General features: G+C 73.2%; 27 protein-coding genes. 6 read left to right on the top strand and 21 right to left on the bottom strand.

Annotated elements, in window-relative coordinates; all coding sequences use genetic code 11:
* Window positions 1-399: 399 nt before the first annotated feature.
* Together MUU72_RS28955 and MUU72_RS28950 are read right to left on the bottom strand one after the other, a co-directional pair.
* A complete protein-coding gene (locus MUU72_RS28955; RefSeq protein WP_039632428.1) occupies window positions 400-603 on the bottom strand; it encodes a hypothetical protein in 204 nt (67 codons plus the stop codon).
* 381 nt (window positions 604-984) lie between these two features.
* The gene (locus tag MUU72_RS28950) at window positions 985-1,266 is read right to left on the bottom strand and encodes an acylphosphatase (RefSeq protein ID WP_248016370.1); all 282 of its coding nucleotides are present in this window, start codon (window positions 1,264-1,266) and stop codon (window positions 985-987) included.
* A 132-nt stretch (window positions 1,267-1,398) separates the two neighbouring features.
* Here MUU72_RS28950 and MUU72_RS28945 point away from each other — a divergent pair, with 132 nt between their 5' ends.
* Window positions 1,399-2,316: a CAP domain-containing protein gene (locus MUU72_RS28945; RefSeq protein WP_282504843.1), complete on the top strand. Its 918-nt coding sequence runs from the start codon at window positions 1,399-1,401 to the stop codon at window positions 2,314-2,316.
* A 22-nt stretch (window positions 2,317-2,338) separates the two neighbouring features.
* Here MUU72_RS28945 and mutM read toward each other — a convergent pair whose 3' ends face one another.
* The 9 genes from mutM to MUU72_RS28900 form a co-directional block, all read right to left on the bottom strand.
* Window positions 2,339-3,268 (bottom strand): bifunctional DNA-formamidopyrimidine glycosylase/DNA-(apurinic or apyrimidinic site) lyase, encoded by a 930-nt coding sequence (gene mutM / locus MUU72_RS28940; protein WP_248016368.1) that lies wholly within the window; start codon window positions 3,266-3,268, stop codon window positions 2,339-2,341.
* A gap of 98 nt (window positions 3,269-3,366) precedes the next feature.
* Window positions 3,367-4,215: a ribonuclease III gene (gene rnc / locus MUU72_RS28935; protein WP_248016367.1), complete on the bottom strand. Its 849-nt coding sequence runs from the start codon at window positions 4,213-4,215 to the stop codon at window positions 3,367-3,369.
* A gap of 7 nt (window positions 4,216-4,222) precedes the next feature.
* Window positions 4,223-4,396 carry a 50S ribosomal protein L32 gene (gene rpmF / locus MUU72_RS28930; RefSeq protein WP_016578620.1) on the bottom strand — a complete coding sequence of 58 codons (174 nt, stop codon included), beginning with the start codon at window positions 4,394-4,396 and terminating at the stop codon, window positions 4,223-4,225.
* Window positions 4,397-4,398: 2 nt separating this feature from the next.
* A complete protein-coding gene (locus MUU72_RS28925; protein WP_248016366.1) occupies window positions 4,399-4,983 on the bottom strand; it encodes a YceD family protein in 585 nt (194 codons plus the stop codon).
* Window positions 4,984-5,186: 203 nt separating this feature from the next.
* The gene (locus MUU72_RS28920) at window positions 5,187-6,287 is read right to left on the bottom strand and encodes an ATP synthase subunit B family protein (protein ID WP_248016365.1); all 1,101 of its coding nucleotides are present in this window, start codon (window positions 6,285-6,287) and stop codon (window positions 5,187-5,189) included.
* A gap of 126 nt (window positions 6,288-6,413) precedes the next feature.
* Complete coding sequence (coaD, locus tag MUU72_RS28915; RefSeq protein ID WP_248016364.1) at window positions 6,414-6,926, bottom strand: pantetheine-phosphate adenylyltransferase; 513 nt, start codon at window positions 6,924-6,926, stop codon at window positions 6,414-6,416.
* On the bottom strand, window positions 6,923-7,522 hold the full coding sequence (gene rsmD, locus MUU72_RS28910) for a 16S rRNA (guanine(966)-N(2))-methyltransferase RsmD (RefSeq protein WP_248016363.1): 600 nt from the start codon (window positions 7,520-7,522) through the stop codon (window positions 6,923-6,925). Before rsmD ends, coaD begins: the two co-directional genes overlap by 4 nt.
* A 145-nt stretch (window positions 7,523-7,667) precedes the next feature.
* A complete protein-coding gene (locus tag MUU72_RS28905) occupies window positions 7,668-10,661 on the bottom strand; it encodes a helicase-related protein (protein ID WP_248016362.1) in 2,994 nt (997 codons plus the stop codon).
* Window positions 10,662-10,782: 121 nt separating this feature from the next.
* A complete protein-coding gene (locus MUU72_RS28900; RefSeq protein WP_248016361.1) occupies window positions 10,783-12,435 on the bottom strand; it encodes a DAK2 domain-containing protein in 1,653 nt (550 codons plus the stop codon).
* A gap of 234 nt (window positions 12,436-12,669) precedes the next feature.
* Between MUU72_RS28900 and rpmB the strand changes: the two genes are divergently transcribed.
* Entirely contained in the window at window positions 12,670-12,855 is a 186-nt protein-coding gene (rpmB, locus tag MUU72_RS28895) for a 50S ribosomal protein L28 (protein ID WP_043266286.1), read from the top strand.
* Between the two features lie 112 nt (window positions 12,856-12,967).
* Here the strand turns inward: rpmB and thiD are convergent, their stop codons facing one another.
* Window positions 12,968-13,777, bottom strand: a complete 810-nt coding sequence (gene thiD / locus MUU72_RS28890) for a bifunctional hydroxymethylpyrimidine kinase/phosphomethylpyrimidine kinase (RefSeq protein WP_248016360.1) — start codon at window positions 13,775-13,777, stop codon at window positions 12,968-12,970.
* 9 nt (window positions 13,778-13,786) lie between these two features.
* Window positions 13,787-14,755 (bottom strand): thiamine-phosphate kinase, encoded by a 969-nt coding sequence (locus MUU72_RS28885; protein WP_248016359.1) that lies wholly within the window; start codon window positions 14,753-14,755, stop codon window positions 13,787-13,789.
* Window positions 14,756-14,912: 157 nt separating this feature from the next.
* Between MUU72_RS28885 and MUU72_RS28880 the strand changes: the two genes are divergently transcribed.
* Window positions 14,913-15,146 carry an Lrp/AsnC ligand binding domain-containing protein gene (locus tag MUU72_RS28880; RefSeq protein WP_248016358.1) on the top strand — a complete coding sequence of 78 codons (234 nt, stop codon included), beginning with the start codon at window positions 14,913-14,915 and terminating at the stop codon, window positions 15,144-15,146.
* A 9-nt stretch (window positions 15,147-15,155) separates the two neighbouring features.
* Window positions 15,156-15,650, top strand: coding sequence for a DUF3515 domain-containing protein (locus MUU72_RS28875; protein WP_248016357.1), 495 nt, complete (start codon window positions 15,156-15,158; stop codon window positions 15,648-15,650).
* Between the two features lie 620 nt (window positions 15,651-16,270).
* Here the strand turns inward: MUU72_RS28875 and MUU72_RS28870 are convergent.
* The 3 genes from MUU72_RS28870 to MUU72_RS28860 all read right to left on the bottom strand — a co-directional run bounded on the left by MUU72_RS28870 (window position 16,271) and on the right by MUU72_RS28860 (window position 19,377).
* Window positions 16,271-17,407 (bottom strand): D-alanine--D-alanine ligase family protein, encoded by a 1,137-nt coding sequence (locus MUU72_RS28870; protein WP_248016356.1) that lies wholly within the window; start codon window positions 17,405-17,407, stop codon window positions 16,271-16,273.
* A 105-nt stretch (window positions 17,408-17,512) separates the two neighbouring features.
* On the bottom strand, window positions 17,513-18,514 hold the full coding sequence (locus MUU72_RS28865; protein WP_308403887.1) for an NAD(P)H-dependent glycerol-3-phosphate dehydrogenase: 1,002 nt from the start codon (window positions 18,512-18,514) through the stop codon (window positions 17,513-17,515).
* On the bottom strand, window positions 18,511-19,377 hold the full coding sequence (locus MUU72_RS28860; protein WP_248016355.1) for a lysophospholipid acyltransferase family protein: 867 nt from the start codon (window positions 19,375-19,377) through the stop codon (window positions 18,511-18,513). Before MUU72_RS28860 ends, MUU72_RS28865 begins: the two co-directional genes overlap by 4 nt.
* A 140-nt stretch (window positions 19,378-19,517) precedes the next feature.
* On the opposite strand from MUU72_RS28860, the gene cofC reads away from it, so the two are divergent.
* Complete coding sequence (cofC, locus tag MUU72_RS28855; RefSeq protein ID WP_248016354.1) at window positions 19,518-20,240, top strand: 2-phospho-L-lactate guanylyltransferase; 723 nt, start codon at window positions 19,518-19,520, stop codon at window positions 20,238-20,240.
* Here cofC and MUU72_RS28850 read toward each other — a convergent pair.
* The 5 genes from MUU72_RS28850 to leuC form a co-directional block, all read right to left on the bottom strand.
* Window positions 20,221-20,424, bottom strand: a complete 204-nt coding sequence (locus MUU72_RS28850; protein ID WP_248016353.1) for a hypothetical protein — start codon at window positions 20,422-20,424, stop codon at window positions 20,221-20,223. The genes cofC and MUU72_RS28850 overlap by 20 nt on opposite strands.
* Before the next feature lie 104 nt (window positions 20,425-20,528).
* Window positions 20,529-21,197 (bottom strand): HU family DNA-binding protein, encoded by a 669-nt coding sequence (locus MUU72_RS28845; protein WP_248016352.1) that lies wholly within the window; start codon window positions 21,195-21,197, stop codon window positions 20,529-20,531.
* A 125-nt stretch (window positions 21,198-21,322) separates the two neighbouring features.
* Entirely contained in the window at window positions 21,323-21,568 is a 246-nt protein-coding gene (locus MUU72_RS28840) for an SCO5555 family protein (RefSeq protein ID WP_248016351.1), read from the bottom strand.
* 136 nt (window positions 21,569-21,704) lie between these two features.
* Window positions 21,705-22,298, bottom strand: coding sequence for a 3-isopropylmalate dehydratase small subunit (gene leuD, locus MUU72_RS28835; protein WP_248016350.1), 594 nt, complete (start codon window positions 22,296-22,298; stop codon window positions 21,705-21,707).
* Window positions 22,299-22,302: 4 nt separating this feature from the next.
* Window positions 22,303-23,733, bottom strand: coding sequence for a 3-isopropylmalate dehydratase large subunit (leuC, locus tag MUU72_RS28830; protein ID WP_248016349.1), 1,431 nt, complete (start codon window positions 23,731-23,733; stop codon window positions 22,303-22,305).
* A 174-nt stretch (window positions 23,734-23,907) separates the two neighbouring features.
* On the opposite strand from leuC, the gene ndgR reads away from it, so the two are divergent.
* Complete coding sequence (gene ndgR / locus MUU72_RS28825; RefSeq protein WP_018541140.1) at window positions 23,908-24,627, top strand: IclR family transcriptional regulator NdgR; 720 nt, start codon at window positions 23,908-23,910, stop codon at window positions 24,625-24,627.
* Window positions 24,628-24,878: the final 251 nt, after the last annotated feature.

The following is a 24,878-nucleotide window of genomic DNA, read 5'->3' as shown; positions in this document are numbered from 1 at the left end:
ATTGGACTCTACCGGCCGCCCCGGCGGCCCCTTCCACGCCATTCCGGCGACCGCCGGAGGCGGCTACGGCCCCCGGGTATCCGCCGCCGTTTCCTTTTCCGGTTTCACCGGGGAAAGGGGAGGGCACATCATGCGGTAAGGATGTCACCGAGGGGCTGGGGAAACGCCGGGGACGGAAGTGACCGGAGAGCACCCAGGTGCCCGGCCGGCGCCGAAAGCGACCACAACGGAAAAGGCGGCACGGGACGGCAAAGGCGGGAAGCACCCGCCCCGAAATCCCGAGGACGGGGAGAACGACGAAGGGACGCCGAAGCGTCCCTTGCAGATCTTGCGGTGCTGACCGTGAAGCGTGCGGTGCCTCATGCGGCTGGCGTGCAGCCCGTCCGACCCCGGTCGGGGTCAGGTGAGCGCGGGCTCCGCCTGGGGTACGTCGATGTCGAGCACCGAGTCGTCGCGACGCGCGGCAGCGGAGAGCATGTCGTTCTCGGCCTGCATCCGAATGAGTTCGGATTCGAGGTCCTGGACGCGCTGCTGAAGCCGTCGCATCTCGGCGAGGACTCGGGGGTCGGAGCCGCCGACGTAACCGAGAAGCGCCTTTGCCATGATGGATGGTCCTCCACAATGAGTGACCGACCGAAGCGGTTGGGTCGTGAGGGATTCGCACCCGCGGTGCTTGCCATTATCCAGCTGTACTCAATGCCAAACAGCTAAGGTGCGCGGGGATTCCAGAGTCTCACCAAACGGATGGAGGGTCAACACGATCACACCCCGTATCCTCGGGCGCCTGAGAGTGCGCGGCCGCCAGGGCATGCCGCCGACTCTCCAGAAAGGGCCCACGGGGCGTGGAGATCATCCGTACAGCGGCAGCCTTCCACGGGTCGGCCGAGTTGGCAACCACCTGGGCTTATCTCCCGTAAGCAGCTCACGAAGCCGCACCGGGGCGCGGGCCGGACGGGGCCGTCCGGGGGGCTCCTCCCGCCCCGGTCAGCGGATCTCGAAGCCGTCGTAGCCGCCCCGCGGCGTGTCCCAAATCTCAGTGACGCCGTCGACGTTCCCGGGCGTGTCCCCGGTGCGCAGCCACTCCAGCAGCGCCTCGCAGCGGTCCTTGGGACCCTCCGCGACGACCTGGACGCGACCGTCGCCGAGATTGACCGCGAAACCGCACAGTCCGCCGATCCGCAGGGCGTTCGCACGGGTGAACCAGCGGAAGCCGACCTCCTGCACCCGGCCGCGCACCCAGGCGGTCATCCGCACCTCGTCTTCCATGTGTGCACGTTAACCGGCCAATTGCTCGGCAAGCACATCCGCCCCTTCCGTCATGGCGTACAGTCCCCCGACAGCGAAGGATCACCCTTTCGGGTGAGTCGTCTTGACGCTGGACGGAAGGAACGACCGCGGATGGGCCGCCATCGACGCTCTGCTCCCCACGCCCCGGAACCCGTACGTACGGGGCCTGCTGACGGACCGGCGGGAACGTCCGCGGCCGGCGGGCGCCGCGGCCACCGGGCGGTCCGGCGGTCCGCACCGGTGCGGACCGGGCTGCTCGGCGCGTCGGCCGCGGTGGCGATGGGCGCGGTGGCGGTGGCGTCCGGACTCGTACCCGGCGGCGGCCGGTTCGAGGTGGCCGGCGGCGACCGCACCGACCCGGTCCGGGCCGGCACGCTGCCCGACGCCCAGCCGCAGGAGAGCCGGACCGCCCCGGCGCCGGGGACCGCGGGCCCGGTGGGCCGCGACGGCGGGCACACCTCCTCCCGGGGCACGGACCGGACCGCCGCCCCGGCCTCCCCCACCGCCTCCCCGTCCGCGCCCCGGGCGACCGCGTCCCCGTCCCGGGCGCCCGGCGGCCGGCCCACCGCGCGGCCCACGGGCGGGTCGGCCACCGCCGCGCCGCGGCCGACCGCGACCGCGACCGCCGGCCCGGCGACCGGCGGCGGCGCCGAGTCCGCGGCCGAGGCCGAGGTGGTCGCGCTGGTCAATCAGGAGCGCGCCCAGGCGGGCTGCTCGCCGGTGGCCGCCAGCGGTGAACTGGCCGGTCTGGCCCAGCACTTCAGCGACGACATGGCGCGGCGCGGCTTCTTCGGCCACACCGACCCGGACGGCCGCACGCCCTGGGACCGGGCCCGCGCCGCGGGGACAGCCGACCTCGGCGGGGAGAACATCGCCCGCGGCCAGGCGGATGCCCGGTCGGTGATGGCCTCGTGGATGAACAGCCCCGGCCACCGCGCCAACATCCTCAACTGCGAGTACCGCACCCTCGGCGTCGGCGCCCACTTCGGCCCGGGCGGCCCGTGGTGGACGCAGGACTTCGGCTTCTGACCCGGCCGGGGCGGGGCCCGGGTCAGTTCGGCCGGGGCGGGCGCTGGCAGCGGGGGCAGAAGTAGCTGGAGCGGTTCATCCAGGGGCGGCGGCGGATCGGGGTACCGCAGCGGCGGCAGGGTTCGTCCTCGCGCCCGTAGGCGTCCAGGGAGCGCTCGAAGTAGCCGGACTCGCCGTTGACGTTGACGTAGAGGCTGTCGAAGCTGGTGCCGCCGACGGCGAGCGCGGCGGTCATCACGTCCCGGACGTGGCCGAGCAGCTCGGCGGTGCGGGGGCGGGTGAAGGTGGCGGTCGGCCGGTCGTAGTGGAGCCGGGAGCGCCACAGCGCCTCGTCGGCGTAGATGTTGCCGACGCCGCTGATCAGGGTCTGGTCCAGCAGCGCCCGCTTGATCGTGGTGCGGCGGCGGCGCAGCGCGTCGTGGAAGGCGGCGTCGTCGAAGGCGGGGTCGAGCGGGTCGCGGGCGATGTGCGCGATCACGTCGGGCAGCAGGTCCGGGTCGCCGGGCACGGTGTCGTGCAGCGAGAGGCCGCCGAAGGTGCGCTGGTCGACGAAGCGCAGCTCGGTGCCGTCGGAGTCGGCGAAGCGGATCCGGATCCGCAGGTGCTTCTCGTCCGGTGCGTCCTGCGGCTGGACCAGGAGCTGGCCGCTCATGCCGAGGTGGGCCAGGACCGCGAGGCCGTGGGTGACGTCGGGGGTGATCACCGGGGCGATGCCCTCGGCGGCGCTCTGCGCGGCCGGGCCGCCGCCGGTCACCGGCAGCCACAGGTACTTCCCGCGCCGGCGGGCCGGGCCGATGCGCAGCCCGGTGAGGCGGGCGGCGAAGTCCTCGGCGCCGGCGGTGTGCCGCCGGATGGCGCGCGGATGGCGGACCTCGACGGTGTCGACGGTGCGGCCGCTGACCCAGCGCGCCAGGCCCCGGCGGACGACCTCGACCTCGGGCAGCTCGGGCACGGGCGCTCCTTGCGTTCCTCGGGGAGGGGGGTCGGAAAACGCCTCTGACCCCGCCCGGAGCGGCGGCCGGCCGTCCGGAAGGGGTCAGAAGCGGTGATTCAGTGTGCCGGCGACGGAGTGCCGCCGGAAGCCTGAGCCGGGTCGCCGCCCTCGGGCGCCTTCCCCGCCGCCTCGTCCGCCGCGGCGCGGATCGCGCGCCACGCGGATTCGGCCGCCTGCTGCTCGGCTTCCTTCTTGCTGCGGCCGGTGCCGGTGCCGTACGAGACACCACCGACGCGGGCGGCAGCAGTAAAGGTCTTCTCGTGGTCCGGACCGGTCTCGGTGACCAGGTACTCCGGTACCCCGAGGCCCTCGGTCGCGGTGAGCTCCTGGAGGCTGGTCTTCCAGTCCAGGCCGGCGCCCAGGCTGGAGGACTTCTCGATGAGCGGGTCGAAGAGCCGGTGCACCAGCTCGCCGGCCGCGTCGAGGCCCTGGTCGAGATAGACCGCGCCGATCACCGCTTCCAGGGTGTCGGCGAGGATGCTGGCCTTGTCCCGGCCGCCCGTGCCCTCTTCGCCCCGTCCGAGGCGGATGAAAGCGCCGAGGTCGAGGCCGCGGCCCACCTCGGCGAGCGCCCGTGAGTTGACCACCGCGGCCCGCAGCTTGGCCAGCTGGCCTTCCGGCAGGTCGGGGTGGATGCGGTACAGCGTGTCGGTGACCACCAGGCCGAGCACCGAATCCCCGAGGAATTCGAGCCGCTCGTTGGTGGGCAGACCGCCGTTCTCGTAGGCGTACGAGCGATGCGTCAGCGCACGCACCAGAAGGGCGGACTCAAGTGTGTACCCGAGCCGCCCTTCCAGAAGCGAGAGGGACGAGGCCGTGTCCGCCGGTGCCGCTCCGTCTCCGCGCCTGCGCGGTGACGAGGGGCCGTCTTCTGCCTTCTTCGGGCTAGACACAGTGCCTGTCACCAGCCGCTCAGACCGCGATGACCTGGCGCTTGTTGTAGGTGCCGCAGCTCGGGCACGCGATGTGCTGCTGCTTCGGCTCCTGGCAGCGCTCGCACGCAACCAGGGTGGGGACCGCAGCCTTCCACTGCGACCGGCGGTGGCGCGTGTTGCTGCGCGACATCTTCCGCTTCGGAACAGCCACGGCTACTTCTCCTGAGGTTCGTCCCCGCCGTCGCGGGGTTCGTTGTCCATCTCGCGGTCCTGGTTGGACCCGGCGAGTTCCTGCAATGCCGCCCAGCGCATGTCGACGGCGTCGTGGTGGTGGTCCGGGTCGTCCGCCAGCCGCGCCCCGCACTCGGAGCACAGACCGGGGCAGTCCTCCCGGCACACCGGCTGCAGCGGCAGTGCGAGCACCACCGCGTCACGCAGCACGGGTTCGAGGTCGATCAGATCGTCCTCGATGTAGAGGGTGTCCTCCTCGTCCTCGGCGTCGTCGCCGGACTCGGTCCGGGCGTCGGCGTCGGGGTAGGCGAACATCTCCTGGAAGTCCGCTTCGAGCTCTCGCTCCAGCGGCTCCAGACACCTTACGCACTCCCCCTTCACGGCCGCACGGGCGGTACCTGTGACAAGCACCCCGTCCATGACCGCTTCGAGGCGGAGGTCGAGCTCGACCGGCACGCCCTCGGGCACGCCGATGACCTCGTTGCCGAGGTCCGCGGGGGCCTCGACGGTGCGGGAGAGCCGCTTGAGCGCGCCGGGACGACGGCCCAGCTCGCGTGTGTCGAACACGAGCGGGGAACGGTGGTCGAGGCGGGCGCCCAAGGCTTTCCTGCTTTCTGTACTGCGGTATCGGCCGCCTGCGGCCGGGAGTCCGGCGTGCGGGCAGCGGTGATCGCGGACATACACGCGACCGAAGAGCCAGGATACTGGACGGCTTCCGATAGGCCCAATCCGGTCCGCCCCCTGCGCCCGCGGGCCCGGCGGGCCGCCGCTCAGTGGCGGCCCTCCTCGTACTGGCGGAGCTGGTCGAGGTTGATCAGGCTGGTGTCGAAGAGGCTGGTCTCGTCCAGGGCGCCGGGCTGGGGGGCCGGGGCGTGCGCGGGCTGCGGGGGCACTCCCTGGGCGGGGTAGCCGACCGCCTCGTAGCCCTGGTGCGGGAGCTGGGCGGCGGGCTGCTGGGGCTGCGGGGTCTGCTGCCAGCCGTAGCCGTACGGGTCCTGGTGCTGGGTGTACGGGACCTGCTCGGGCTGCTGGTAGGAGTAGCCGTCCGGCTGCTGGTAGGCGGCGACCTGGCCGGCGTAGTAGTCCGGCTGGGGCTCGGGGGCCGGGGCCGGCGCGGCGGCGGGGACGGCGGCGGGCACGGCCGTGGCGCCCGCCAGGCCGGCCAGGTACTCGGCGTCGGCCTGGAGCGGGGCACCGGTCTGCGGGTCGCTCTGGGCGGCGAGGTGGGCGGCGAGCTCGTCGATCGGGCGGGCGCCCTGGAGCTTGTCCCGGCCGCGGCCGACCGCCTCCAGGGTCTTGGTGAGGACGGCCTGGAAGGCGCCGAACTTGGCGTCCACGTACGCGTCGGCGCGGCGCCGCAGGGTCTCGGGGTCGGCGCTGCGCTCGGGGGCCTCGGTGTCCTCGTAGCCCTGCTCGTCCAGGCCGGGGCCGCGGCCGAGCAGCTTCTCGCGGCCGCGGTCGACCGAGCCGATGGTCTTGGTGAGCACGACCTCGAAGTTGGCGAGCTTGCTGTCGACGTAGTCGTCGGCCTGGACGCGGATCTCCTCGGCCTCCCGGCGGGCCTCCTCCAGGATCCGGTCCGCCTCCTCCTGCGCCTGCCGGACCACCTCGGTGTCGGAGATCAGCGAACCGCGCTGGCTGTGCGCGGACTCGATGATCCGCTCGGCCTCGGCGCGCGCCTCCTCCACCATCTGCTCGCGGCCGCCGAGGAGTTCCTGGGCCTGGGCCAGCGATCCGGGCAGGGCGGTGCGCACTTCCTCCAGCATGGCGAGCAGCTCGGCGCGGTTGACCACGCACGAGGCCGACATGGGCACGGACCGGGCGCTGCCGACGGCTGCGACGATGTCGTCGAGCTTCTTCTGGACGTCCACCTTGGACTCGCCACTCTCTGGGGTTGGAGGGAGGGAACGGGACGACTGTACGGCCAGGAACCCCCGCCCCGACACCTGCTGACGACCCGTCAGATCAGTGCCGGTCCCACCGCACCGCGGACCCGGTCAGGGCTTGTCGCGGAGCCGCTCGGTCAGTGCGTCCAGGACGAACGGCGGGACCAGGTGGGAGACGTCACCGCCCCAGGCCGCGACCTCCTTGACCAGGCTGGAGGAGAGGAAGCTGTAGGTGGGGTTGGTGGGGACGAAGAGGGTCTCCACGCCGGAGAGGCCGTTGTTCATCTGGGCCATCTGGAGTTCGTAGTCGAAGTCGCTGACCGCGCGCAGGCCCTTGACGATGGCGGGGATGTCGCGCTGCTTGCAGAAGTCGACGAGCAGGCCGTGGAAGGACTCGACCTCGACGTTGCCGTACTCGGCGGTGGCCCGGCGGATCAGGTCGATCCGCTCGTCGACCGTGAACAGGCCCTGCTTGGACTTGTTGATCATGACGGCGACATGGACGACGTCGTACAGCTTGGAGGCCCGGGCGATGATGTCCAGGTGCCCGTTGGTGATGGGGTCGAAGGACCCCGGACAGACGGCGCGGCGCAACTTCGTCTCCTCGCTCTCCGGTCCGTTCATGACACGGTGGCTGACGTCGGTTCGGCGGACGCCGAAGCTGCGCGACCGTACCAAAGCGTCCCCTCGCCGTAGCGACGGGCCTTGATCGCTTCGAAACCGTCCGGCCAGGCGAACGCGCCGCCCCGGGTGCTCCGCTCCACGGTGACGAGTGCCTGCGCGGCAAGCCACCCCTGACCACGGAGTGTGAGCAGGATCTCGCGCAGTTCGTCGTCGCCGACGGCGTACGGGGGGTCCAGGAAGACGAGGTCGTAGGGGTCGCCGGGGGGCGGGGCGGCCGCGGTCTGCTCGGCCTTGCCGGGGCGGACCTCGGCGCCGGGCAGGCCGACCGTGCGGACGTTCTCCCGGATGGTGCGGACGGCGCGGGCGTCGGCCTCGACCAGCAGGACGTGCGCGGCGCCGCGGGAGAGCGCCTCCAGGCCGACCGCGCCGGAACCGCCGTAGAGGTCCAGGACCCGGGCGCCGGTGAGCGGGCCGTCCAGCGCCTCCCAGGTGGAGAACATGCCCTCGCGCGCCCGGTCGGACGTGGGGCGGGTGCCGTTGCCCGGGGGTACGGCGAGGCGGCGGCCGCCGGCCGTGCCGGCGATCACGCGGGTCATGGGCCCGTCCTTACGTCGATCGGGGTCGGGGTGGGGCGGCCGCCCCGGCGGGCTCCGCTCTCCCACGATATGTCCGTCCCCCGGGGAGCGGCTCCCGCCCTCGGGCCGGCCGGCCGTGATCGTTCTCACTCGGGGCCGGATGCCGTCAGCCCTTGTCCAGATACTGCTCCCGGTCCTCGTCGAGCAGGGCGGCGAGCGCGGTCCGCAGCTCGGGGCAGCCGGTCAGGGCGGGGTCGGCGGCGACCAGGGCGGTGGCCTCTTCGCGGGCCGCCGCGATGACCTCCTCGTCCTCGATGACCGCGAGCATCCGCAGCGAGGAGCGGACACCGGACTGGGCCTGGCCCAGGACGTCGCCCTCGCGGCGCTGTTCGAGGTCGATGCGGGAGAGTTCGAAGCCGTCGAGGGTGGCGGCGACCGCGGCGAGCCGGGCGCGGGCCGGGCTGGCCTCGGGCATCTCGCTGACCAGCAGGCACAGGCCGGGCGCCGAGCCGCGGCCGACCCGGCCGCGGAGCTGGTGCAGCTGGGAGACGCCGAAGCGGTCCGCGTCCATGATCACCATGACGGTGGCGTTGGGGACGTTGACGCCGACCTCGATGACGGTGGTGGCGACCAGCACGTCCAGCTCGCCGGCGGCGAACCGGCGCATCACCTCGTCCTTGTCGTCCGGGGGCATCCGGCCGTGCAGCACCGCGACCCGCAGCCCGGCCAGCGGGCCCGTCCGCAGCTGCTCGGCGATCTCCAGCACCGCCAGCGGCGGGCGCTTCTCCTCGGCGTCCTCCGGCGAACCGGGCGGCGCGGCGGTGCCCTTGGCCTTGTTGCCCTTGGCGCCCTTGGCCTCGGGGGTGTCCTCGTCGTCGCCGATCCGCGGGCAGACCACGTACGCCTGGTGGCCGGCGGCGACCTCCTCGCGGACCCGCTCCCAGGCGCGGGCGAGGAAGTGCGGCTTGTCCTTGGCGGGCACCACATGGCTGGCGATCGGGGAGCGGCCGGCCGGGAGCTGGTCCAGGACGGAGGTCTCCAGATCGCCGAAGACGGTCATGGCGACCGTGCGCGGGATCGGTGTGGCGGTCATCACCAGCAGGTGCGGGGGCTGTTTGCCCTTGGAGCGCAGGGCGTCGCGCTGCTCGACGCCGAAGCGGTGCTGTTCGTCGACGACGACCAGGCCGAGGTCGTGGAACTGCACCACGTCCTCGATCAGGGCGTGCGTGCCGATGACGATGCCGGCCTCGCCGGTGACCAGGTCCAGCAGCGCCCGGCGGCGGGCGGCGGCGCCCATCGAGCCGGTCAGCAGCACCACTTTGGTGCCCTGCTCGGCGCCGCCGAGCAGACCGCCCTCGGCCAGATCGCCCATCATGCCGGTGATCGAGCGGTGGTGCTGCTGGGCCAGCACCTCGGTGGGGGCGAGCATCGCCGCCTGGCCGCCGCTGTCGACCACGCCGAGCATGGCGCGCAGCGCGACCATGGTGTTGTGGGTGACCGTGAAGTGGTCGGTGACGTAGGCGCGGGAGGGGTGCGCGACGCTGATGCACTGGACGGGGCGGCGGCCGGCGGGCTCGATCGCCGTGACGGTGCGCCGGAACGCGGCACCGCCGTCCCCGGCGCCGTCCGCGCCGGGGAGCGCGACGGTGACCTCGTGGCCGCCGCCGGGGAGGGGTGCCGTGCGGGCGGTGCCGCCCAGGGAGCGCGCCAGCCAGGCGGCGTCGGCGGCCAGCGGGGCGTGGTCGGTGCGCAGGACGCCGGGCCGTCCGGCGGGCCCGCCGGACGCCAGGAGTCCGCGCAGCAGGGCGCGGCGGTCCTTGACCGGGGCGTTGCGGTAGGCGGCGGGGACGGTGCGGCCGGCCGGGCCGGTGCCGCCGGCGCCGAGCGTGCGGCCCAGTGCGGCGGCGTCCACCGGCCGCGGGCCGCCGTCGTCGAGGTCCACCGGGACGGCCGGGGCGATCGACCAGCGCGGCCGGCCGGCCTCGTCCAGCAGGCCGGTCCGCAGCTCCCGGGTGGTCAGGACCCGTTCGCCGGTGGCGCGGGAGGAGACGATCCACAGGTGCTCGTCGTCGCACTCGACGGTGCTGCCGTCGGAGAGGACCAGCCGCCACACCTCCCGCTCGCCCTGCGGGAAGACGCCGTCCACCGGGGCGGTGGCGCCGCTGGGCACCACCACCTCGGTGCCCACCGCCATCTCGCCCATGGGGCGGAAGCCGCGCGGGGTGAGGACCAGGGCGTCCAGCGGCTGGGCCTTGCCGGAGCCGACCTCGCCCTGGAGGAGGCGGTGCATGGGGTGTTCGGTCGCCAGGTCGTCGAAGATCTCCTGGCTGACCTTGCGCTGGCCCTCGGTGAGGGTGAAGGGCAGCCGGGCGTCGAACGCGTCGAGGATCCCGCCCCTGGCCACCTTCCGCGGCACGGCGGGGAGTTGGGTCTCGGCGAAGCGGCGGCGGGCCAGCGCGACCTGGAGGACGAACGCCTCGTCCCACTTCAGGCGGGCCCGCGCGTCGGCGATGTCGGCCTTGGTGGCGGGCCGGTGGATCTTCAGCAGCGCCTCGGTGAGCGGGACCAGGCCGCGGCCCGCGCGCAGCGCCTCGGGCAGCGGGTCCACGGCGTCCTGGGCGCGGGGCAGTACCGCGTCGACGGCCTTGGCGATCTTCCAGGACGGCATCTGCTGGCAGGCCGGGTAGAGCGGCAGGAGCTTGCCGGCGAAGGCGTCGACCGCGCCGCTGTCGGCGTCCTGGTCCAGGAGCTGGTATTCGGGGTGGGCGAGCTGGAGCCGGCGGTTGAAGACCGAGACCTTGCCGGCGAACAGGGCGCTGCGGCCGGGCAGCAGGTCCTTGTGGGGCTTGTGGACACCCTTGCCGAAGAACACCAGCTGGAGCCGGCCGCTGCCGTCGGTGAGGGTCACCTCCAGCCGCTTGCCGCGGCCTTGGTTGAACGTCAGCACGCGGGCGTCGGCGACCCGCGCGACGACCGTGACGTGCTCGTCCAGCGGCAGGTCGGCGAGGCGGGTCAGCTCACCGCGCTCGGCGTAGCGGCGCGGGTAGTGGTGCAGCAGATCGCCGACCGTTTCCAGGCCGAGGTGCTCGCCGAGCACCTTCGCGGTGGTGCCGCCGAGGATCTTCTTCAGGGGTTCGTCGAGCGCTGCCACGCGTTCCATTGCACACCACGGCACTGACAACGAGCCACCGGCGCCGCTTCCGCCCCGGGAATTCCGCCCGGCGGCGGCCGCGGCACACGCCCTCCGGCGGCGGCCCGGGCGTCCGCTCCCCGGCGGTGCGCTATTCCACGCCGATCAGCAGCGGCGCCGCGTTGTCGCCGCCCTCGTAGACGACGGTGTCCACGGCGAGGTGGTGTTCCCGGACGTGGGCGGTGAGCCGGTCGCCGAGGGCGGCGGGCGCGTCCGGGCCGAGGACCAGGGTGACCAGTTCGCCGCCCGCGGAGAGCATCCGGTCCAGCACCGCGGCCGCGGTGCGGGCCAGGTCCGGGCCGATCACCGCGACGTCGCCCTCGATCAGGCCGAGCACGTCGCCGGCCTGGCAGACCCCGGCCATCGTCCAGGACCGGTGCTCGGCGACGGCGAGTTCGGCGTAGCGGGTGGCGCCGGCCGCCGCGGTCATCGCGACCATGTCCTCGTCGAAGCTGCGGTCCGGCTCGTGCACCGCCAGCGCCGCCAGGCCCTGGACGGCGGAGCGGGTGGGGATCAGGGCGACCCGAACACCCTCGGCACGGGCCTGTTCGGCGGCGGCCGCCGCGGTGTGCCGCAGCTCCGGGTCGTTGGGCAGCAGCATCACCTCCCGGGCGTGCGCCTGCCGGATCGCCTGCACCAGTTCGCCGCTGGCGGGCGGCTCGCCGGGGCGGACGGCCACCGGGACCGCGCCGGCCCGGGCGCACAGCCCGGCGAGCCCGGTGCCGGGCACCACCGCGACCACGGCCCGGGCGGCCGGCGCGGGCTCCTTGGCGCGCGGGGCGGCGCCGAAGTGGGTGATCCGGATCCGGTACGGCCGGCCGGCCTCGATCCCGGCCTCCACCGCGGCCCCGGCGTCGTCGGCGTGGACGTGGACGTTCCACAGCCCGTCGCCGCCGACCACCACCAGCGAGTCCCCGAGCCGGTCGAGCCGGTCCCGCAGCCGGGCCACCTCGGCGTCCCCGGCCTCCAGCAGGTAGATCACCTCGAAGTCCGGCCCGCCGGCGTGCGGCCCGCCGCCGTCCGCCAACCCGGGCGCCCCCGGGCAGCCCGCCGCCTCCGGGAGCGGCCCGCCGGCCCGTACGGCGACGGGGGCGGCGGTGACCTCCCCGGTCAGCGCGTCGGCGAGCGCCCCGAGCAGGGCGACCAGGCCGCAGCCCCCGGCGTCCACCACCCCGGCCCGCCGCAGGACCGCGAGCTGCTCCGGGGTGGCCGCCAGCGCCTCCCGCGCGCCGCGGTGGGCGGCCCGGGCGACCTCGGCGGCCTCCGCCGCGGCCGCCGTCTCGGCGGCCCCGGCCGCGGCGGTCGCCACGCTCAGCACGGTGCCCTCGACCGGGTGCGCGACCGCCTCGTACGCGGCGGTGGCGGCCCGCCGCAGTGCGGTGCGGAGCGCGTCCGCGGCGCCGCTGCCGCCGGCCGGGGCGCCCGCCAGCACCTGGGCCATCCCGCGCAGCAGCTGGGCCAGGATGGTGCCGGAGTTGCCGCGCGCCCCGATGAGGGCGCCGTGGGCCAGGGCGCCGACGGCGTCGGCGAGGGCGGGCGCCGTTCCGGCCGAGGCGTGGCCGTCGAAGGCCGCCTCGACGGCGCGGGCGGCCGATTCCCAGGTCAGGTAGAGGTTGGTGCCGGTGTCCCCGTCGGCGACCGGGTAGACGTTGATCGCGTCGATCCGCTCGCGTTCCCGTCCGAGCGCCTCCAGGGCCAGGCCGCACCAGGTGCGGACGGCGGTGGCGTCGAGCGGGTAGGGCACATCGTCCTCCTGGGTCGCGGGGGTGCACCGCACAGTAGCCGCGGCCGGGCGGGGAGGCCGGGGCGGGGGGCCGGGGGTGCGTGATAGTTTCGTTCTGCGGGAGTGGCCGTTGTATGCTGCTCCGGTTGCCCGATGAGAATCGGGCCATTCCTCTCCTGTCGGCGCCGGCACGGCCATGCACTCGGCCCGAACAGGTTCTCACCGTAAGTGCATCTGAAGTCTTTGGAGTGACCCGTGGCTGCCAACTGCGACGTCTGCGGCAAGGGGCCGGGCTTCGGCAAGAGTGTCTCGCACTCGCACCGCCGCACCAACCGTCGTTGGAACCCCAACATCCAGACGGTGCGTGCAGTGGTCGGGCGCACGCCGAAGAAGCTGAACGCCTGCACCTCGTGCATCAAGGCCGGCAAGGTCTCGCGCTGACGCCTTAAGCCGTAGCGCAGCCCCGCCGGTTGCCAGGAAGCCGGTCCACCCCCGTGGTGGACCGGCTTCTGTCATTGCCGCCGCGGCCCCGGCGACGGGGCCCGGCCCGCCGTCAGCGGGCGCCGCGCAGCCGCCACCCGTGGTCGACCGGCCCGATGCCCGCGCCCAGCCGGAAGCCGGCCGCGATCGCGCCGGTGACGTACTCCTTCGCGGCCGCGGCGGCCTGCGGGACGGTGTCCCCGTGGGCGAGGCGGGCGGCCAGTGCGGCGGCGAGGGTGCAGCCGGTGCCGTGGGTGTGCCGGTTGTCGTGGCGGGGGGCGCGCAGCCAGTGCCGAGCGTCGCCGTCGGTGAGCAGGTCGACGGCGTCGCCGGCGGGCAGGTGGCCGCCCTTGACCAGCACCCAGCGCGGGCCGAACGCCAGGATCGCCTCGGCGGCCTTCGGCATCTCCTCCGCCGCCGCCACCCGTACGCCGGTGAGCTGGGCGACCTCGTCGAGGTTGGGGGTGGCCACCGTCGCGGTGGGCAGCAGCGCGGTGCGCACCGCGTCCAGCGCGGAGGCGGCGAGCAGGGTGTCCCCGTGCTTGGAGACGCCGACCGGGTCGACGACGACCGGGACGCCGGCGGCGGCCGGGCCGGCCAGCAGCTCCGCGACGGTCCGGACGAGTTCCGCGGAGGCCAGCATGCCGGTCTTCACCGCCTGGACGCCGATGTCGTCGGCGACGCTGCGGAACTGGGCGCGGACCGCCTCGGCGGGCAGCTCCCAGGCGCCCTGGACGCCCAGGGAGTTCTGCGCGGTGACCGCGGTGAGCACGCTCATGCCGTGGGTGCCCAGCGCCAGCATCGTCTTCAGGTCGGCCTGGATGCCGGCGCCGCCGCCGGAGTCGGAGCCGGCGACGGTCAGCACGCGGGGAGGTGTCTGCATGCCGCGAATCTACTCGGCGTCCCCGTTGTCGCCGAAGTGGTCCCAGCCGGCCTTGGCCCAGGGGGCGCCGTCCACCGTCACCTGCGGCAGCGCCGAGGGGTTGAGGACCTCGCCGATCACCTTCCAGCGGGCGGGCAGCTTCACGTCGGGCGGGAAGGTGGCGACGATGGCGTGGTCCTCGCCGCCGTTGAGCACCCACTGCATCGGGTCCACGCCGACCGCGGTGCCGATGTCCGACATCTGCGAGGGGATGTCGATGCTCGCCGACCGCAGGTCGATCCGGACCTTGCTGGCCTCGGCGATGTGGCCGAGGTCGGCGACGAGGCCGTCGCTGACGTCGGTCATGGCGGTGGCGCCGAGCCCCGCGGCGGCCGGGCCCGCGTGGTACGGGGGTTCGGGCCGGCGGTGCGCCTCCACGAAGGCGCGCGGCGAGCGGAAGCCGCGGGAGAGCACCGCGTGGCCGGCCGCGGACCAGCCGAGCCAGCCGGTGACCGCGACCACGTCGCCGGGCTGCGCGCCGGCCCGGGTGACCGGCTCCTGGTTGCGCAGGTCGCCGAGGGCGGTGATGGCGACGGTGATGGTGTCGCCGCGGACGACGTCGCCGCCGACCACCGCGGCGCCCGCCACCTGGCACTCGTCGCGCAGCCCGTCCATCAGCTCGGTCGGCCAGGTCGCCGGGAGCTCGGCGGGGACGACCAGGCCCAGCAGGATCGCGGTGGGCACCGCGCCCATCGCCGCGATGTCGGCGAGGTTCTGCGCGGCGGCCTTGCGGCCCACGTCGTAGGCGGTGGACCAGTCGCGGCGGAAGTGCCGCCCTTCGAGGAGAATGTCGGTACTGGCGACGACCCTGCGGTCCGGCGCGGTGACCACCGCGGCGTCGTCCCCCGGTCCGATCCGGACGGCGGGAGTGGAGGTGAGCCGGGCGGTGAGCTCTCTGATAAGCCCGAACTCCCCCAGCTCGCCCACGGTGCCCTTCATGCTGTTGCCCTTCCCATGTGTACGGACGGTCCGTACGTGGCTGACGACTGCGCCGCACTTGCCGTGTTCACCGCGCGGGTCTCCCCGCTCCGCTCGGTGACGCGGTACCGTGGCGTCCCTTCTTCCCACATGATCCTCGTAGCCGCCTGGAGGTTCCGTGGTACAGGCTTACATCCTGATCCAGACCGAGGTCGGCAGAGCCTCGGCGGTGGCCGATGTGATCGCGAAGATCGCCGGTGTCCTGACGGCCGAGGACGTGACCGGCCCCTATGACGTCATCGTGCGCGCACAGGCCGACACCGTCGACGAGCTGGGCCGCATGGTGGTCGCGAAGGTCCAGCAAGTGGAAGGCATCACGCGGACGCTCACCTGCCCGGTGGTCCATCTCTAGCTCCCCCGTATGCTCGGCCGGGTGAGACGCGCTCGACGCCGGTTCCCGGCCGCCCTGACCCTGCTCGCCGCGGTGTCCGCGACCGCGGGCTGCTCGTCCGCCCCGCAGGTCCCGGTGCCCTCGCCCACGGGCGAGGCCGCGCGCCAGTGCCGGGCGCTCCACCGGGACCTGCCGAGGACCGTGGACGGGCTCACGCGGGGTACCGCCGAGCCGGTCTCGGACTTCACTGCCATATGGGGCGATCCTGCCGTGGAGCTGCGCTGCGGGGTGCCCAAGCCGGAGGTGCTCAGGCACGGGAGTGAACATTACAACCCCAACCCCGACTCGGCGGAAGTCAACGGCGTCCAGTGGCTCTTCGAGAAGCAGGACGACGGCTACCGCTTCACGACGGTGCTGCGGAAGGTCTACGTCGAGGTGACCGTCCCGGGGAAGTACGCCCCGGAGGTCAACGTCCTCCCCGACCTCGCCCCCGCCGTCCGCTCCACCATCCCGGCGGGGGTCTGAGCGGAGCCCCGGGGCGGGGTGAGCGGACGGTCAGGCCGGGCCGGACGACTGCGGCCCCCACGAACCGTCGGAGGGTGCGGCCCGTTGCGGGGTACGGCCCGTTGCGGTGCGCGCCTGCCGCGGGGGCGACGCCTCGCCACCGGGGTGGGACCTGGGGCGGACCTGGGGTTTCCGGCCCCGGGCCACTGCCGGGACTCCGGCCCGAAGGCCGGTCCTCCGGCCCTCGCTTCCAACCCTCGCTCCGCCTTTCCGCCGCCCGGTCCCCGGGCAGCCCCTGAAGCTCGGTGCGGACCCGATTCCCGGCAGCCCTCTGAAGGCTGGTTCGATCCCGGTTCCCAGCCCTCGTCTGAAACCCGGGCCCGGCCCGGTTGCCAACCGTCCTCTGCCGCCCGGTCCCCGCCCGGTACCGAGCGCGTTTCCCGGCCATCCCCTGAAGCCTGGCTCCAGCCCGGTTCGCAACCGTCCCGGAAGCCTCGCCACCGCCCTGTCCCCCAGCCGTCCGGCCAAGGCACCCGGTCACGGGGCCGCCGGCGGAATACCGCCCGCCCCGGCCGCGTTGGGGCCCGCAAGGGGTGCGCGGGCCCCCTAGGGGATCCGTCCGCCCGCCCCCCAAGGGCCGCTCAGCGCAGGCCCGTGGAGCGGCGCAGGGCGGCCTGGATGAGCCGGTCGACCAGTTCGGGGTAGCTGACGCCGCTCTCCTGCCACATCCGCGGGTACATGGAGATCGGCGTGAAGCCGGGCAGCGTATTGATCTCGTTGATCACGAACTCGCCGTTGTCCTGGAGGAAGAAGTCCGCGCGGACCAGGCCCTCGCAGGACGCCGCGTCGAAGGCCGCCACCGCCAGTTCCTGGACCTTCGCGGTCTGCTCCGCGGTCAGCGGCGCCGGCACGATGCCCGCGGCCGAGTCGATGTACTTGGCCTCGAAGTCGTAGAAGTCGTGCGCGGTGACCGGCGGGATCTCGGCCGGCACGCTGGCCCGCGGGCCGTCCTCGAACTCCAGCACCCCGCACTCGATCTCGCGGCCGCGCAGCAGCGCCTCCACGATGATCTTCGGGTCGTGGCGCCGGGCCTCCTCGACCGCCTCGTCCAGCCCGGCCAGCCCGTCGACCTTGCTGATGCCCACGGACGAACCGGCCCGGGCGGGCTTCACGAACAGCGGCCAGCCGTGCTCACCGGCGAAGTCCACGATCTTCTTGCGGGCCGCCGCGGGGTCCTGCTCCCACTCGCGGGGGCGGATGACCTCGTACGGGCCGACCGGCAGCCCGAAGGAGGCGAACACCCGCTTCATGTAGTCCTTGTCCTGGCCGACGGCCGAGGCGAGCACGCCGGAGCCGACGTAGGGGACGCCGGAGAGCTCCAGCAGCCCCTGGAGGGTGCCGTCCTCGCCGTACGGACCGTGCAGGACGGGGAAGACGACGTCCACCTCGCCGAGCGCCTTGGGGACCGCCCCTGGCTCGCTGTAGACGACCTCGCGGCTGGTGGGGTCGGCGGAGAGCACCACGGCGCCCTCGCCGCCCTCGGTGAGGTCGGTGACGCTGGGCAGCTTCCGGTCCGTGATCGCCATCCGCCCGGGGTCGTCGGCGGTCAGCGCCCAGCGGCCGTCGGTCGTGATGCCGATGGGCAGCACGTCGTACTTGTCGCGGTCGATGGCGGCCAGCACGGCTCCGGCGGTGACCACGGAGATGGCGTGCTCGGAGCTGCGTCCGCCGAACACGACGGCGACGCGGGGCTTGTGGGAGGAGGTCTCGCTGCTCATATCGGGACGAGGGTACCTGCTGGTAGGGGCTGCGTCAGCGCTGCGGCAGCCGTTGGCGGCGTGGCGGCGCCGCCGGGGCGGCGCCGGTGCCGGGTCGGTGCCGGGTCAGTGCCGTTCGGGCTTGGCGGTGCGCGACATCAGCTCCTTGAGGGCCACCAGCGGCGGCTTGCCCTCGTGGACGATCTCCACGACGGTCTCGGTGAGCGGCATGTCGACGCCGTGCCGGCGGGCCAGTTCCCGTACCGACTCGCAGGACTTGACGCCCTCGGCGGTCTGCTTGGTGACCGCGATGGTCTCGGCCAGCGACATGCCCCGGCCGAGGTTGGTGCCGAAGGTGTTGTTGCGGGACAGCGGCGAGGAGCAGGTGGCGACGAGGTCGCCCATGCCGGCCAGGCCCGCGAAGGTGTGCGCGTCGGCGCCCATGGCCAGCCCGAGCCGGGTGGTCTCGGCGAGTCCGCGGGTGATCAGGGACGCCTTGGCGTTGTCGCCCAGGCCCATGCCGGTGGCGATGCCGACGGCGAGCGCGATGACGTTCTTGACCGCGCCGCCCAGTTCGCAGCCGACCACGTCGGTGTTGGTGTACGGGCGGAAGTACGCGGTGTGGCAGGCGGTCTGGAGGCGCCGGGCGACGGCCTCGTCCGCGCAGGCCACGACGGCGGCGGCGGGCTGCCGGGCGGCGACCTCCTTGGCGAGGTTGGGGCCGGTCAGCACCGCGACGCGCTCCGCGGGGACCTTGGCGACCTCCTCGATGACCTCGCTCATGCGCTTGGCGGTGCCCAGTTCGACGCCCTTCATCAGGGAGACCAGGACGGTGTCGGAGGGCAGCAGCGGCGCCCATTCGGCGAGGTTGGCGCGCAGCGTCTGGGACGGCACGGCGAGCACGGTGAAGTCCGCGCCGCGGGCGGCCTCCGCCGGGTCGGTGGTGGCGCGCACGCCGTCGGGCAGCTCGACGCCCGGCAGGTAGTCGGGGTTGGTGCGGCCGGTGTTGATGGCGTCGACCAGGGCGGCTCTGCGCCCCCACAGGGTCACCTCGCAGCCCGCGTCGGCGAGCACCATCGCGAATGCGGTACCCCAGGACCCCGTGCCGAAGACGGCGCAGCGCGTCACTTGCCTTCATCCTCCTGTGCCTGCGGGTTGCTTCGGGCCTGCTGCGCGGGGGCGGCCGGGGCGGTGGGCTCGGCCGGGGCCAGGGCCGGGCCGGCGGCCTCGGCGGCCGCGGCGGCGCGGGCGGCCTCGCGGGCGGCCCGGCGCTCCCGGGCGATTTCCTTGCGGTAGTCGAACGGTTCGGCCGGCGCGCTCTGGCCGCGGATGCCGGCCAGCTCGGCGGTGATGGCCGCCATGATCTTCTCGGTGACCGCGCGCAGCACCTCGGCGGTGGGCTCCTGGCCGTAGAACTCGCTGAGGTCGACCGGCGGTCCGGCCTTCACCCGCAGCGTCTTGCGCGGCAGGAGCCGGAGCTTCTTCTCCTTGGCGTACGGCGGCATCGCCTCGTGGGCGCCCCACTGGGCGACGGGGATGACCGGCGCCTTGGTGAGCAGGGCGACCCGGGCGGCACCGGTCTTGCCCTGCATGGGCCACAGCTCCGGGTCGCGGGTCAGGGTGCCCTCGGGGTAGAAGGCGACGCATTCGCCCTTCTCGATGGCGGTGACGGCGGCGCGGAACGCGGTGGCGGCGTCGGTGGTTTCCCGGTACACCGGGATCTGTCCCGTTCCGCGCATCACCATGCCGACAAAGCCGCTCTTGAAGAGGCCCGCCTTGGCGAGGAATCGGGGGACCCGCCCGGTGTTGTACTGATAGTGCGCATAGGAGAGCGGATCGAGATACGAGTTGTGGTTGACCGCGGTGATAAAACCGCCGTCGACCGGAATGTGCTCCATTCCCTGCCAGTCCCGCTTGAACAGAACCAGGAGCGGCGGTTTGCAGATGACCGCGGCCAAGCGGTACCAGAAGCCGATTCTGCGGCGGGACACTGGGACACCCTCCTTGTGGGACCTGCGAAGCTGCTGCGAGCCGGCAGCCGCACAAGTGTCGCCCCGGGTACCCGCTATGTCGAGAACACCGTAACCCCGCCACTCCGGAAAGACTCCGGCGGCAGGTGAGAATGATCCCGATGCGAAGAGACGGAGCGGATGTGGGCTGGAGCCTCGTAGTCCCGCTGAAACCGCTGGTGCGGGCCAAGAGCAGGCTCTCCGCGGGCGTCGGTGAGGAGTTCCGGCCGCGGTTGGCGCTGGCATTCGCGCTGGACACCGTGGCGGCCGCGCTGGCCTGCGCGGACGTGCGGGATGTGGCGGTTGTCACGGACGATCCGGTGGCCGGGGAGCATCTCGCGGCGCTGGGGGCGCGCATTGTGCCGGACGCTCCGGCCAACGGACTGAATGCCGCACTCGCCCATGGCGCGGCCGTGGTGCGGGCGCACCGCCCCGGTGCGCCGGTGGCCGCGCTGAACGCCGATCTGCCGGCGCTCCGCCCGGCCGAGCTGGCCGCGGTGCTCCATTCCGCGTCGCTATTTCCCCGCGCATTTCTCGCGGATGCGGCGTATATCGGGACAACACTTCTGTCCGCGACTTCCGGGACGGAATTGGACCCGGCTTTCGGCGGCGCGTCGCGGGCCCGGCACCTGGCGTCGGGGGCGTGCGAGATCGCCGCGCCCGGGGTGGTGTCGGTGCGCCGGGACGTGGACACCGGCGCGGATCTGCGGGCCGCGCTGGCGCTGGGCGTGGGCCCGTACACGGCGGGGCAGGCCCGGGTGCTGCCGGGCTGGCGGGAGCGGGCCGGCGTGTCCGGCGGGCCGGGCGGCGGGGCGCCGCCGCAGGTCAGAGCGTCTGGAGCGTGACGAGGGTGATCCGGCGGGCGTCGCCCTCGCCGGCCACCTCGATGCGGACCCGCTGCCCGGGTCGCAGCAGGAGCAGGCCGCCGGCGTCGAAGGCCGCCGCGTCGAAGGGCAGCGGCGTCCCGTCGTCCAGCAGCACGCTGCCGGCGCGGGTCGTCTCGTCGTAGGTGTACGCGGTGGCCTGCATGGGGCCAGCCTAGACGGGGCCCCGGGCGGGAACGCACCGCGGGCCGGGCTCCCCGGAGGGAGACCGGCCCGGCGCCTGGTGTTGCGTTGTTCGCCGCCGCGGACCTACCGCTTGCGGGCGGTGGTCTTCTTGGCGGTGGTCTTGCGCGCCGTGGCCTTCTTGGCGGGAGCCTTCTTCGCCGTGGTCTTCTTGGCGGGGGCGGTCTTCTTCGCCGTGGTCTTCTTCGCGGTGGTGGTCTTCTTCGCGGGTGCGGCCTTCTTGGCGGTGGCCTTGGCCGTGGTCTTCTTCGCGGCGGTGGTCTTCTTCGCCGCCGCGGCGGCGGTCTTCTTCGCCGGGGTGGCCTTCTTCGCCGTGGTCTTCTTGGCGGGCGCGGCCTTCTTCGCGGCGGCCTTCTTGGCGGTGGCCTTCTTGGCGGCGGCCTTCTTGATGGCGGTGCCGCCGGTCAGGCTGCCCTTGGGGGCCTTCTTGACGGCGACCTCGCCGCCCTTGGGGAGCTTCTTCGAACCGCTCACCAGGTCCTTGAAGCCCTGGCCGGCGCGGAAACGGGGCACCGAGGTCTTCTTGACCCGCACCCGCTCACCCGTCTGCGGGTTGCGGGCGTAGCGGGCCGGGCGGTCCACCTTCTCGAACGAGCCGAATCCGGTGACCGAAACCCGGTCACCGGCGACAACTGCACGGACGACCGCGTCCAGTACGGCGTCCACCGCGTCCGCGGCGTTCTGGCGGCCGCCGAGCTTGTCGGCAATGGCTTCTACGAGCTGCGCCTTGTTCACGTCTTCCCCTTCGGAGACATTGCTGGAACGAAAGTTTCCAAGCTTTTTCGCACGTTAGGCAGATATATACCGCAAATCAAACACGAAACGGGCTAATCACCCTTGTGCCGCAACGGACTCGACCTTCACGGACTTCCGTCGGCATGCACATCTTCGGGATAACGACCTTCGTCAAGGTCGTGCATGAACCACTCCAGGCGCCTTGCCGCGCCTGCAAGATCGTGTTTAGCCGCGGCCGTGATGACGAGCAGCTTCCGGGTCAGCGCCATCCGTACGCCCTCCGGGACTTGCAGTGTCCGCACTCTTGCGTGTGCGTCCTTGAGTCGGTCGGCGACGGAACCGTAGAGCTCGAGTTGGTCGTCGCGTCCCATGCGCTAATTGTGCCATCTGCGGCGAGTTGTCGCTTCACGGGGCCTCAACACCGGCCTCGACACGGCGATGCGCCCCCTGCCAACTGCACAGGGGGCGCATCGTACGCAATAAGCCTTTGAGCCATAAAACCCGAGGTCAGACCTCGATGGTACGCGGTTTGAACGAGGGCCTGTTCGCCTCGTAGGCGGCGATGGCGGACTCCTCCCGAAGGGTGAGGCTGATGTCGTCCAGCCCCTCCAGCAGGCGCCAACGGGCGTTCTCGTCCAGCTCGAAGCCGGCGGTGACACCCTGCGCGCGGACCTCCCTGGCGACCAGGTCCACCGTCACCTCGGCGGTGGGGTCGGCCTCGGCGAGCTCCTGCAGCCGGTCCACGGTCTCCTGCGGCAGGACCACCGTCAGCAGGCCGTTCTTGAGGGAGTTGCCGCGGAAGATGTCGGCGAACCGCGAGGAGATGACGGCCTTGAAGCCGTAGTTCTGCAACGCCCAGACGGCGTGTTCGCGGGAGGATCCGGTGCCGAAGTCGGGGCCGGCCACCAGGACCGTCGCGCCCTGGTACGCCTCCTGGTTGAGGACGAACTCCGGGTCCTTGCGCCACGCCTCGAACAGGCCGTCCTCGAAGCCGTCGCGGGTGACCTTCTTCAGCCAGTGGGCCGGGATGATCTGGTCGGTGTCGACGTTGCTGCGGCGCAGCGGAACGGCCCGGCCGGTGTGGGTGGTGAAAGCTTCCATGGTTTCAGACTCCCGCGGGCTGAGCGGTGGCGACGTCGGACAGGTCGGCCGGTGAGGCCAGATGGCCGAGAACCGCCGTTGCGGCGGCGACCTGGGGCGAGACCAGGTGGGTCCGGCCCCCCTTGCCCTGCCGGCCCTCGAAGTTGCGGTTGGAGGTGGACGCGGAGCGCTCACCGGGCGCCAGCTGGTCGGGGTTCATGCCCAGGCACATCGAGCAGCCCGCGTGCCGCCATTCGGCGCCGGCCGCGGTGAAGACCTTGTCCAGTCCCTCCTCGACGGCCTGCAACGCGACCCGGACCGACCCGGGGACGATCAGCATCCGCACCCCGTCGGCGACCTTGCGGCCCTGGAGGATCGAGGCCGCCGAGCGCAGGTCCTCGATCCGGCCGTTGGTGCACGAACCTACGAAGACGGTGTCCACGGAGATCTCGCGCAGCGGCTGACCCGCCGTCAACCCCATGTATTCCAGGGCCTTTTCGGCGGCGAACCGCTCCGAGGGGTCCTCGTACGAAGCCGGGTCGGGGACGTTGGCCGAAAGGGGCGCGCCCTGGCCGGGGTTGGTGCCCCAGGTGACGAACGGTGCCAGTTCGGCGGCGTCGATGACGACCTCGGCGTCGAAGACCGCGTCGTCGTCGGTGCGCAGCGTCCGCCAGTACGCCACCGCGGCGTCCCAGTCCGCGCCCTTCGGGGCGTGCTCGCGGCCCTGGAGGTAGTCGAAGGTGGTCCGGTCCGGGGCGATCATGCCGGCCCGGGCGCCCGCCTCGATCGACATGTTGCAGATGGTCATCCGGGCTTCCATCGACAGCTTCTCGATGGCCGGGCCGCGGTACTCGATGACGTAGCCCTGGCCGCCGCCGGTGCCGATCTTCGCGATGATCGCCAGGATCAGGTCCTTGGCGGTGACGCCCTCGGGCAGCTCGCCCTCGACGGTGATCGCCATGGTCTTGAACGGCGCCATCGGCAGCGTCTGGGTCGCCAGGACGTGCTCGACCTGGCTGGTGCCGATGCCGAACGCCAGCGCGCCGAACGCGCCGTGGGTGGAGGTGTGGCTGTCACCACAGACCACGGTGGTGCCCGGCTGGGTCAGCCCCAGCTGCGGTCCCACGACGTGGACGACACCCTGCTCGACGTCGCCCAGCGGGTGCAGCCGGACGCCGAACTCCGCGCAGTTCTTGCGCAGGGTCTCCAGCTGCGTGCGGGAGACCGGGTCGGCGATCGGCTTGTCGATGTCGAGGGTGGGGGTGTTGTGGTCCTCGGTGGCGATGGTCAGATCCGTGCGCCGCACCCGCCGGCCGGCCTTGCGCAGGCCGTCGAACGCCTGCGGGCTGGTGACCTCGTGCAGCAGGTGCAGATCGATGAAGAGGAGGTCGGGCTCGCCTTCTGCGCGCCGGACGACATGGTCGTCCCAGACCTTCTCCGCAAGTGTCCGTCCCATCGCATTCCCTCCGGCCGGCCGCTGTGCCGGCCTTGCTCGTCCGTGCGCGGTGAGCCGCGCATATCCCCTGGCGGGTCTGACGCCGGGCCCTGGTCGAGGGCCGCAACTACAGAGTGACGACTTCGCTGGAAAATTGAACTTGCGTTTCACAGTGTGAGACGCGAGTATCGTTGCATGGACAACTCTAGCGGCGTCGGCGTTCTCGACAAGGCGGCTCTGGTTCTGAGCGCTCTGGAGTCCGGTCCGGCCACCCTCGCCGGGCTGGTCGCGGCGACCGGGCTCGCACGACCCACGGCCCACCGGCTGGCCGTGGCACTGGAACACCACCGGATGGTGGCGAGGGACATGCAGGGCCGGTTCATCCTCGGCCCGCGGCTCTCCGAGCTGGCCGCGGCGGCCGGCGAGGACCGCCTCCTGGCGACGGCCGGACCGGTACTCACGCACCTGCGCGATGTGACGGGCGAGAGCGCCCAGCTCTATCGCCGGCAGGGCGACATGCGGATCTGCGTGGCGGCGGCGGAACGGCTGTCCGGACTGCGGGACACCGTCCCGGTGGGCTCCACGCTGACCATGAAGGCGGGCTCCTCCGCCCAGATCCTGATGGCCTGGGAGGAGCCGGAGCGGCTGCACCGCGGCCTCCAGGGCGCCCGCTTCACCGCCACCGCCCTCTCCGGCGTACGGCGCCGCGGCTGGGCCCAGTCGATCGGCGAGCGGGAGCCCGGCGTGGCGTCGGTCTCCGCGCCCGTCCGCGGCCCCTCCAACCGCGTGGTGGCCGCCGTCTCGGTCTCCGGGCCGATCGAGCGCCTGACCCGCCACCCGGGCCGGATGCACGCCCAGGCCGTCATCGACGCCGCCGCCCGCCTCTCCGAGGGCCTGCGCCGCAACGGCGGCTGAGCCCTGCCGGCCGGCCCCGCTCCCCCGCGGCGGCCGGCCGGCCCGCACCCCGCCGCCCGCGCCCAACTCCCCGCCCGCACCGGGCCGGTACCCGGCACACCGCACCAACCCCCGCCGCCCGCAGGGGACTTGGCGCCGCAGGTCCGTGAACACAGCGAAAAGGCCCTCCGCTGCATGCGGAGGGCCTTTCCTTGACGTACCCCCGACCGGATTCGAACCGGCGCTACCGCCTTGAGAGGGCGGCGTGCTAG

Origin of the sequence: Streptomyces rhizoryzae (assembly GCF_023155275.1) — a bacterium.
Classification (GTDB): Bacteria; Actinomycetota; Actinomycetes; order Streptomycetales; family Streptomycetaceae; genus Streptomyces; species Streptomyces rhizoryzae.
Note: the sequence above shows the minus strand (reverse complement) of the source record. Positions and strands in the feature narration are given on the sequence as shown.

Bases quoted from the DNA above. Each gene is read 5' to 3' on its own strand.
- MUU72_RS28955 (WP_039632428.1), bottom strand. From the start codon at position 603: ATGGCAAAGGCGCTTCTCGGTTACGTCGGCGGCTCCGACCCCCGAGTC.
- MUU72_RS28950 (WP_248016370.1), bottom strand. From the start codon at position 1,266: ATGGAAGACGAGGTGCGGATGACCGCCTGGGTGCGCGGCCGGGTGCAG.
- MUU72_RS28945 (WP_282504843.1), top strand. From the start codon at position 1,399: ATGGGCCGCCATCGACGCTCTGCTCCCCACGCCCCGGAACCCGTACGT.
- coaD (WP_248016364.1), bottom strand. From the start codon at position 6,926: ATGAACGGACCGGAGAGCGAGGAGACGAAGTTGCGCCGCGCCGTCTGT.
- rsmD (WP_248016363.1), bottom strand. From the start codon at position 7,522: ATGACCCGCGTGATCGCCGGCACGGCCGGCGGCCGCCGCCTCGCCGTA.
- MUU72_RS28905 (WP_248016362.1), bottom strand. From the start codon at position 10,661: ATGGAACGCGTGGCAGCGCTCGACGAACCCCTGAAGAAGATCCTCGGC.
- thiD (WP_248016360.1), bottom strand. From the start codon at position 13,777: ATGCAGACACCTCCCCGCGTGCTGACCGTCGCCGGCTCCGACTCCGGC.
- MUU72_RS28885 (WP_248016359.1), bottom strand. From the start codon at position 14,755: ATGAAGGGCACCGTGGGCGAGCTGGGGGAGTTCGGGCTTATCAGAGAG.
- MUU72_RS28875 (WP_248016357.1), top strand. From the start codon at position 15,156: ATGCTCGGCCGGGTGAGACGCGCTCGACGCCGGTTCCCGGCCGCCCTG.
- MUU72_RS28870 (WP_248016356.1), bottom strand. From the start codon at position 17,407: ATGAGCAGCGAGACCTCCTCCCACAAGCCCCGCGTCGCCGTCGTGTTC.
- cofC (WP_248016354.1), top strand. From the start codon at position 19,518: ATGCGAAGAGACGGAGCGGATGTGGGCTGGAGCCTCGTAGTCCCGCTG.
- MUU72_RS28850 (WP_248016353.1), bottom strand. From the start codon at position 20,424: ATGCAGGCCACCGCGTACACCTACGACGAGACGACCCGCGCCGGCAGC.
- MUU72_RS28840 (WP_248016351.1), bottom strand. From the start codon at position 21,568: ATGGGACGCGACGACCAACTCGAGCTCTACGGTTCCGTCGCCGACCGA.
- leuD (WP_248016350.1), bottom strand. From the start codon at position 22,298: ATGGAAGCTTTCACCACCCACACCGGCCGGGCCGTTCCGCTGCGCCGC.
- leuC (WP_248016349.1), bottom strand. From the start codon at position 23,733: ATGGGACGGACACTTGCGGAGAAGGTCTGGGACGACCATGTCGTCCGG.
- ndgR (WP_018541140.1), top strand. From the start codon at position 23,908: ATGGACAACTCTAGCGGCGTCGGCGTTCTCGACAAGGCGGCTCTGGTT.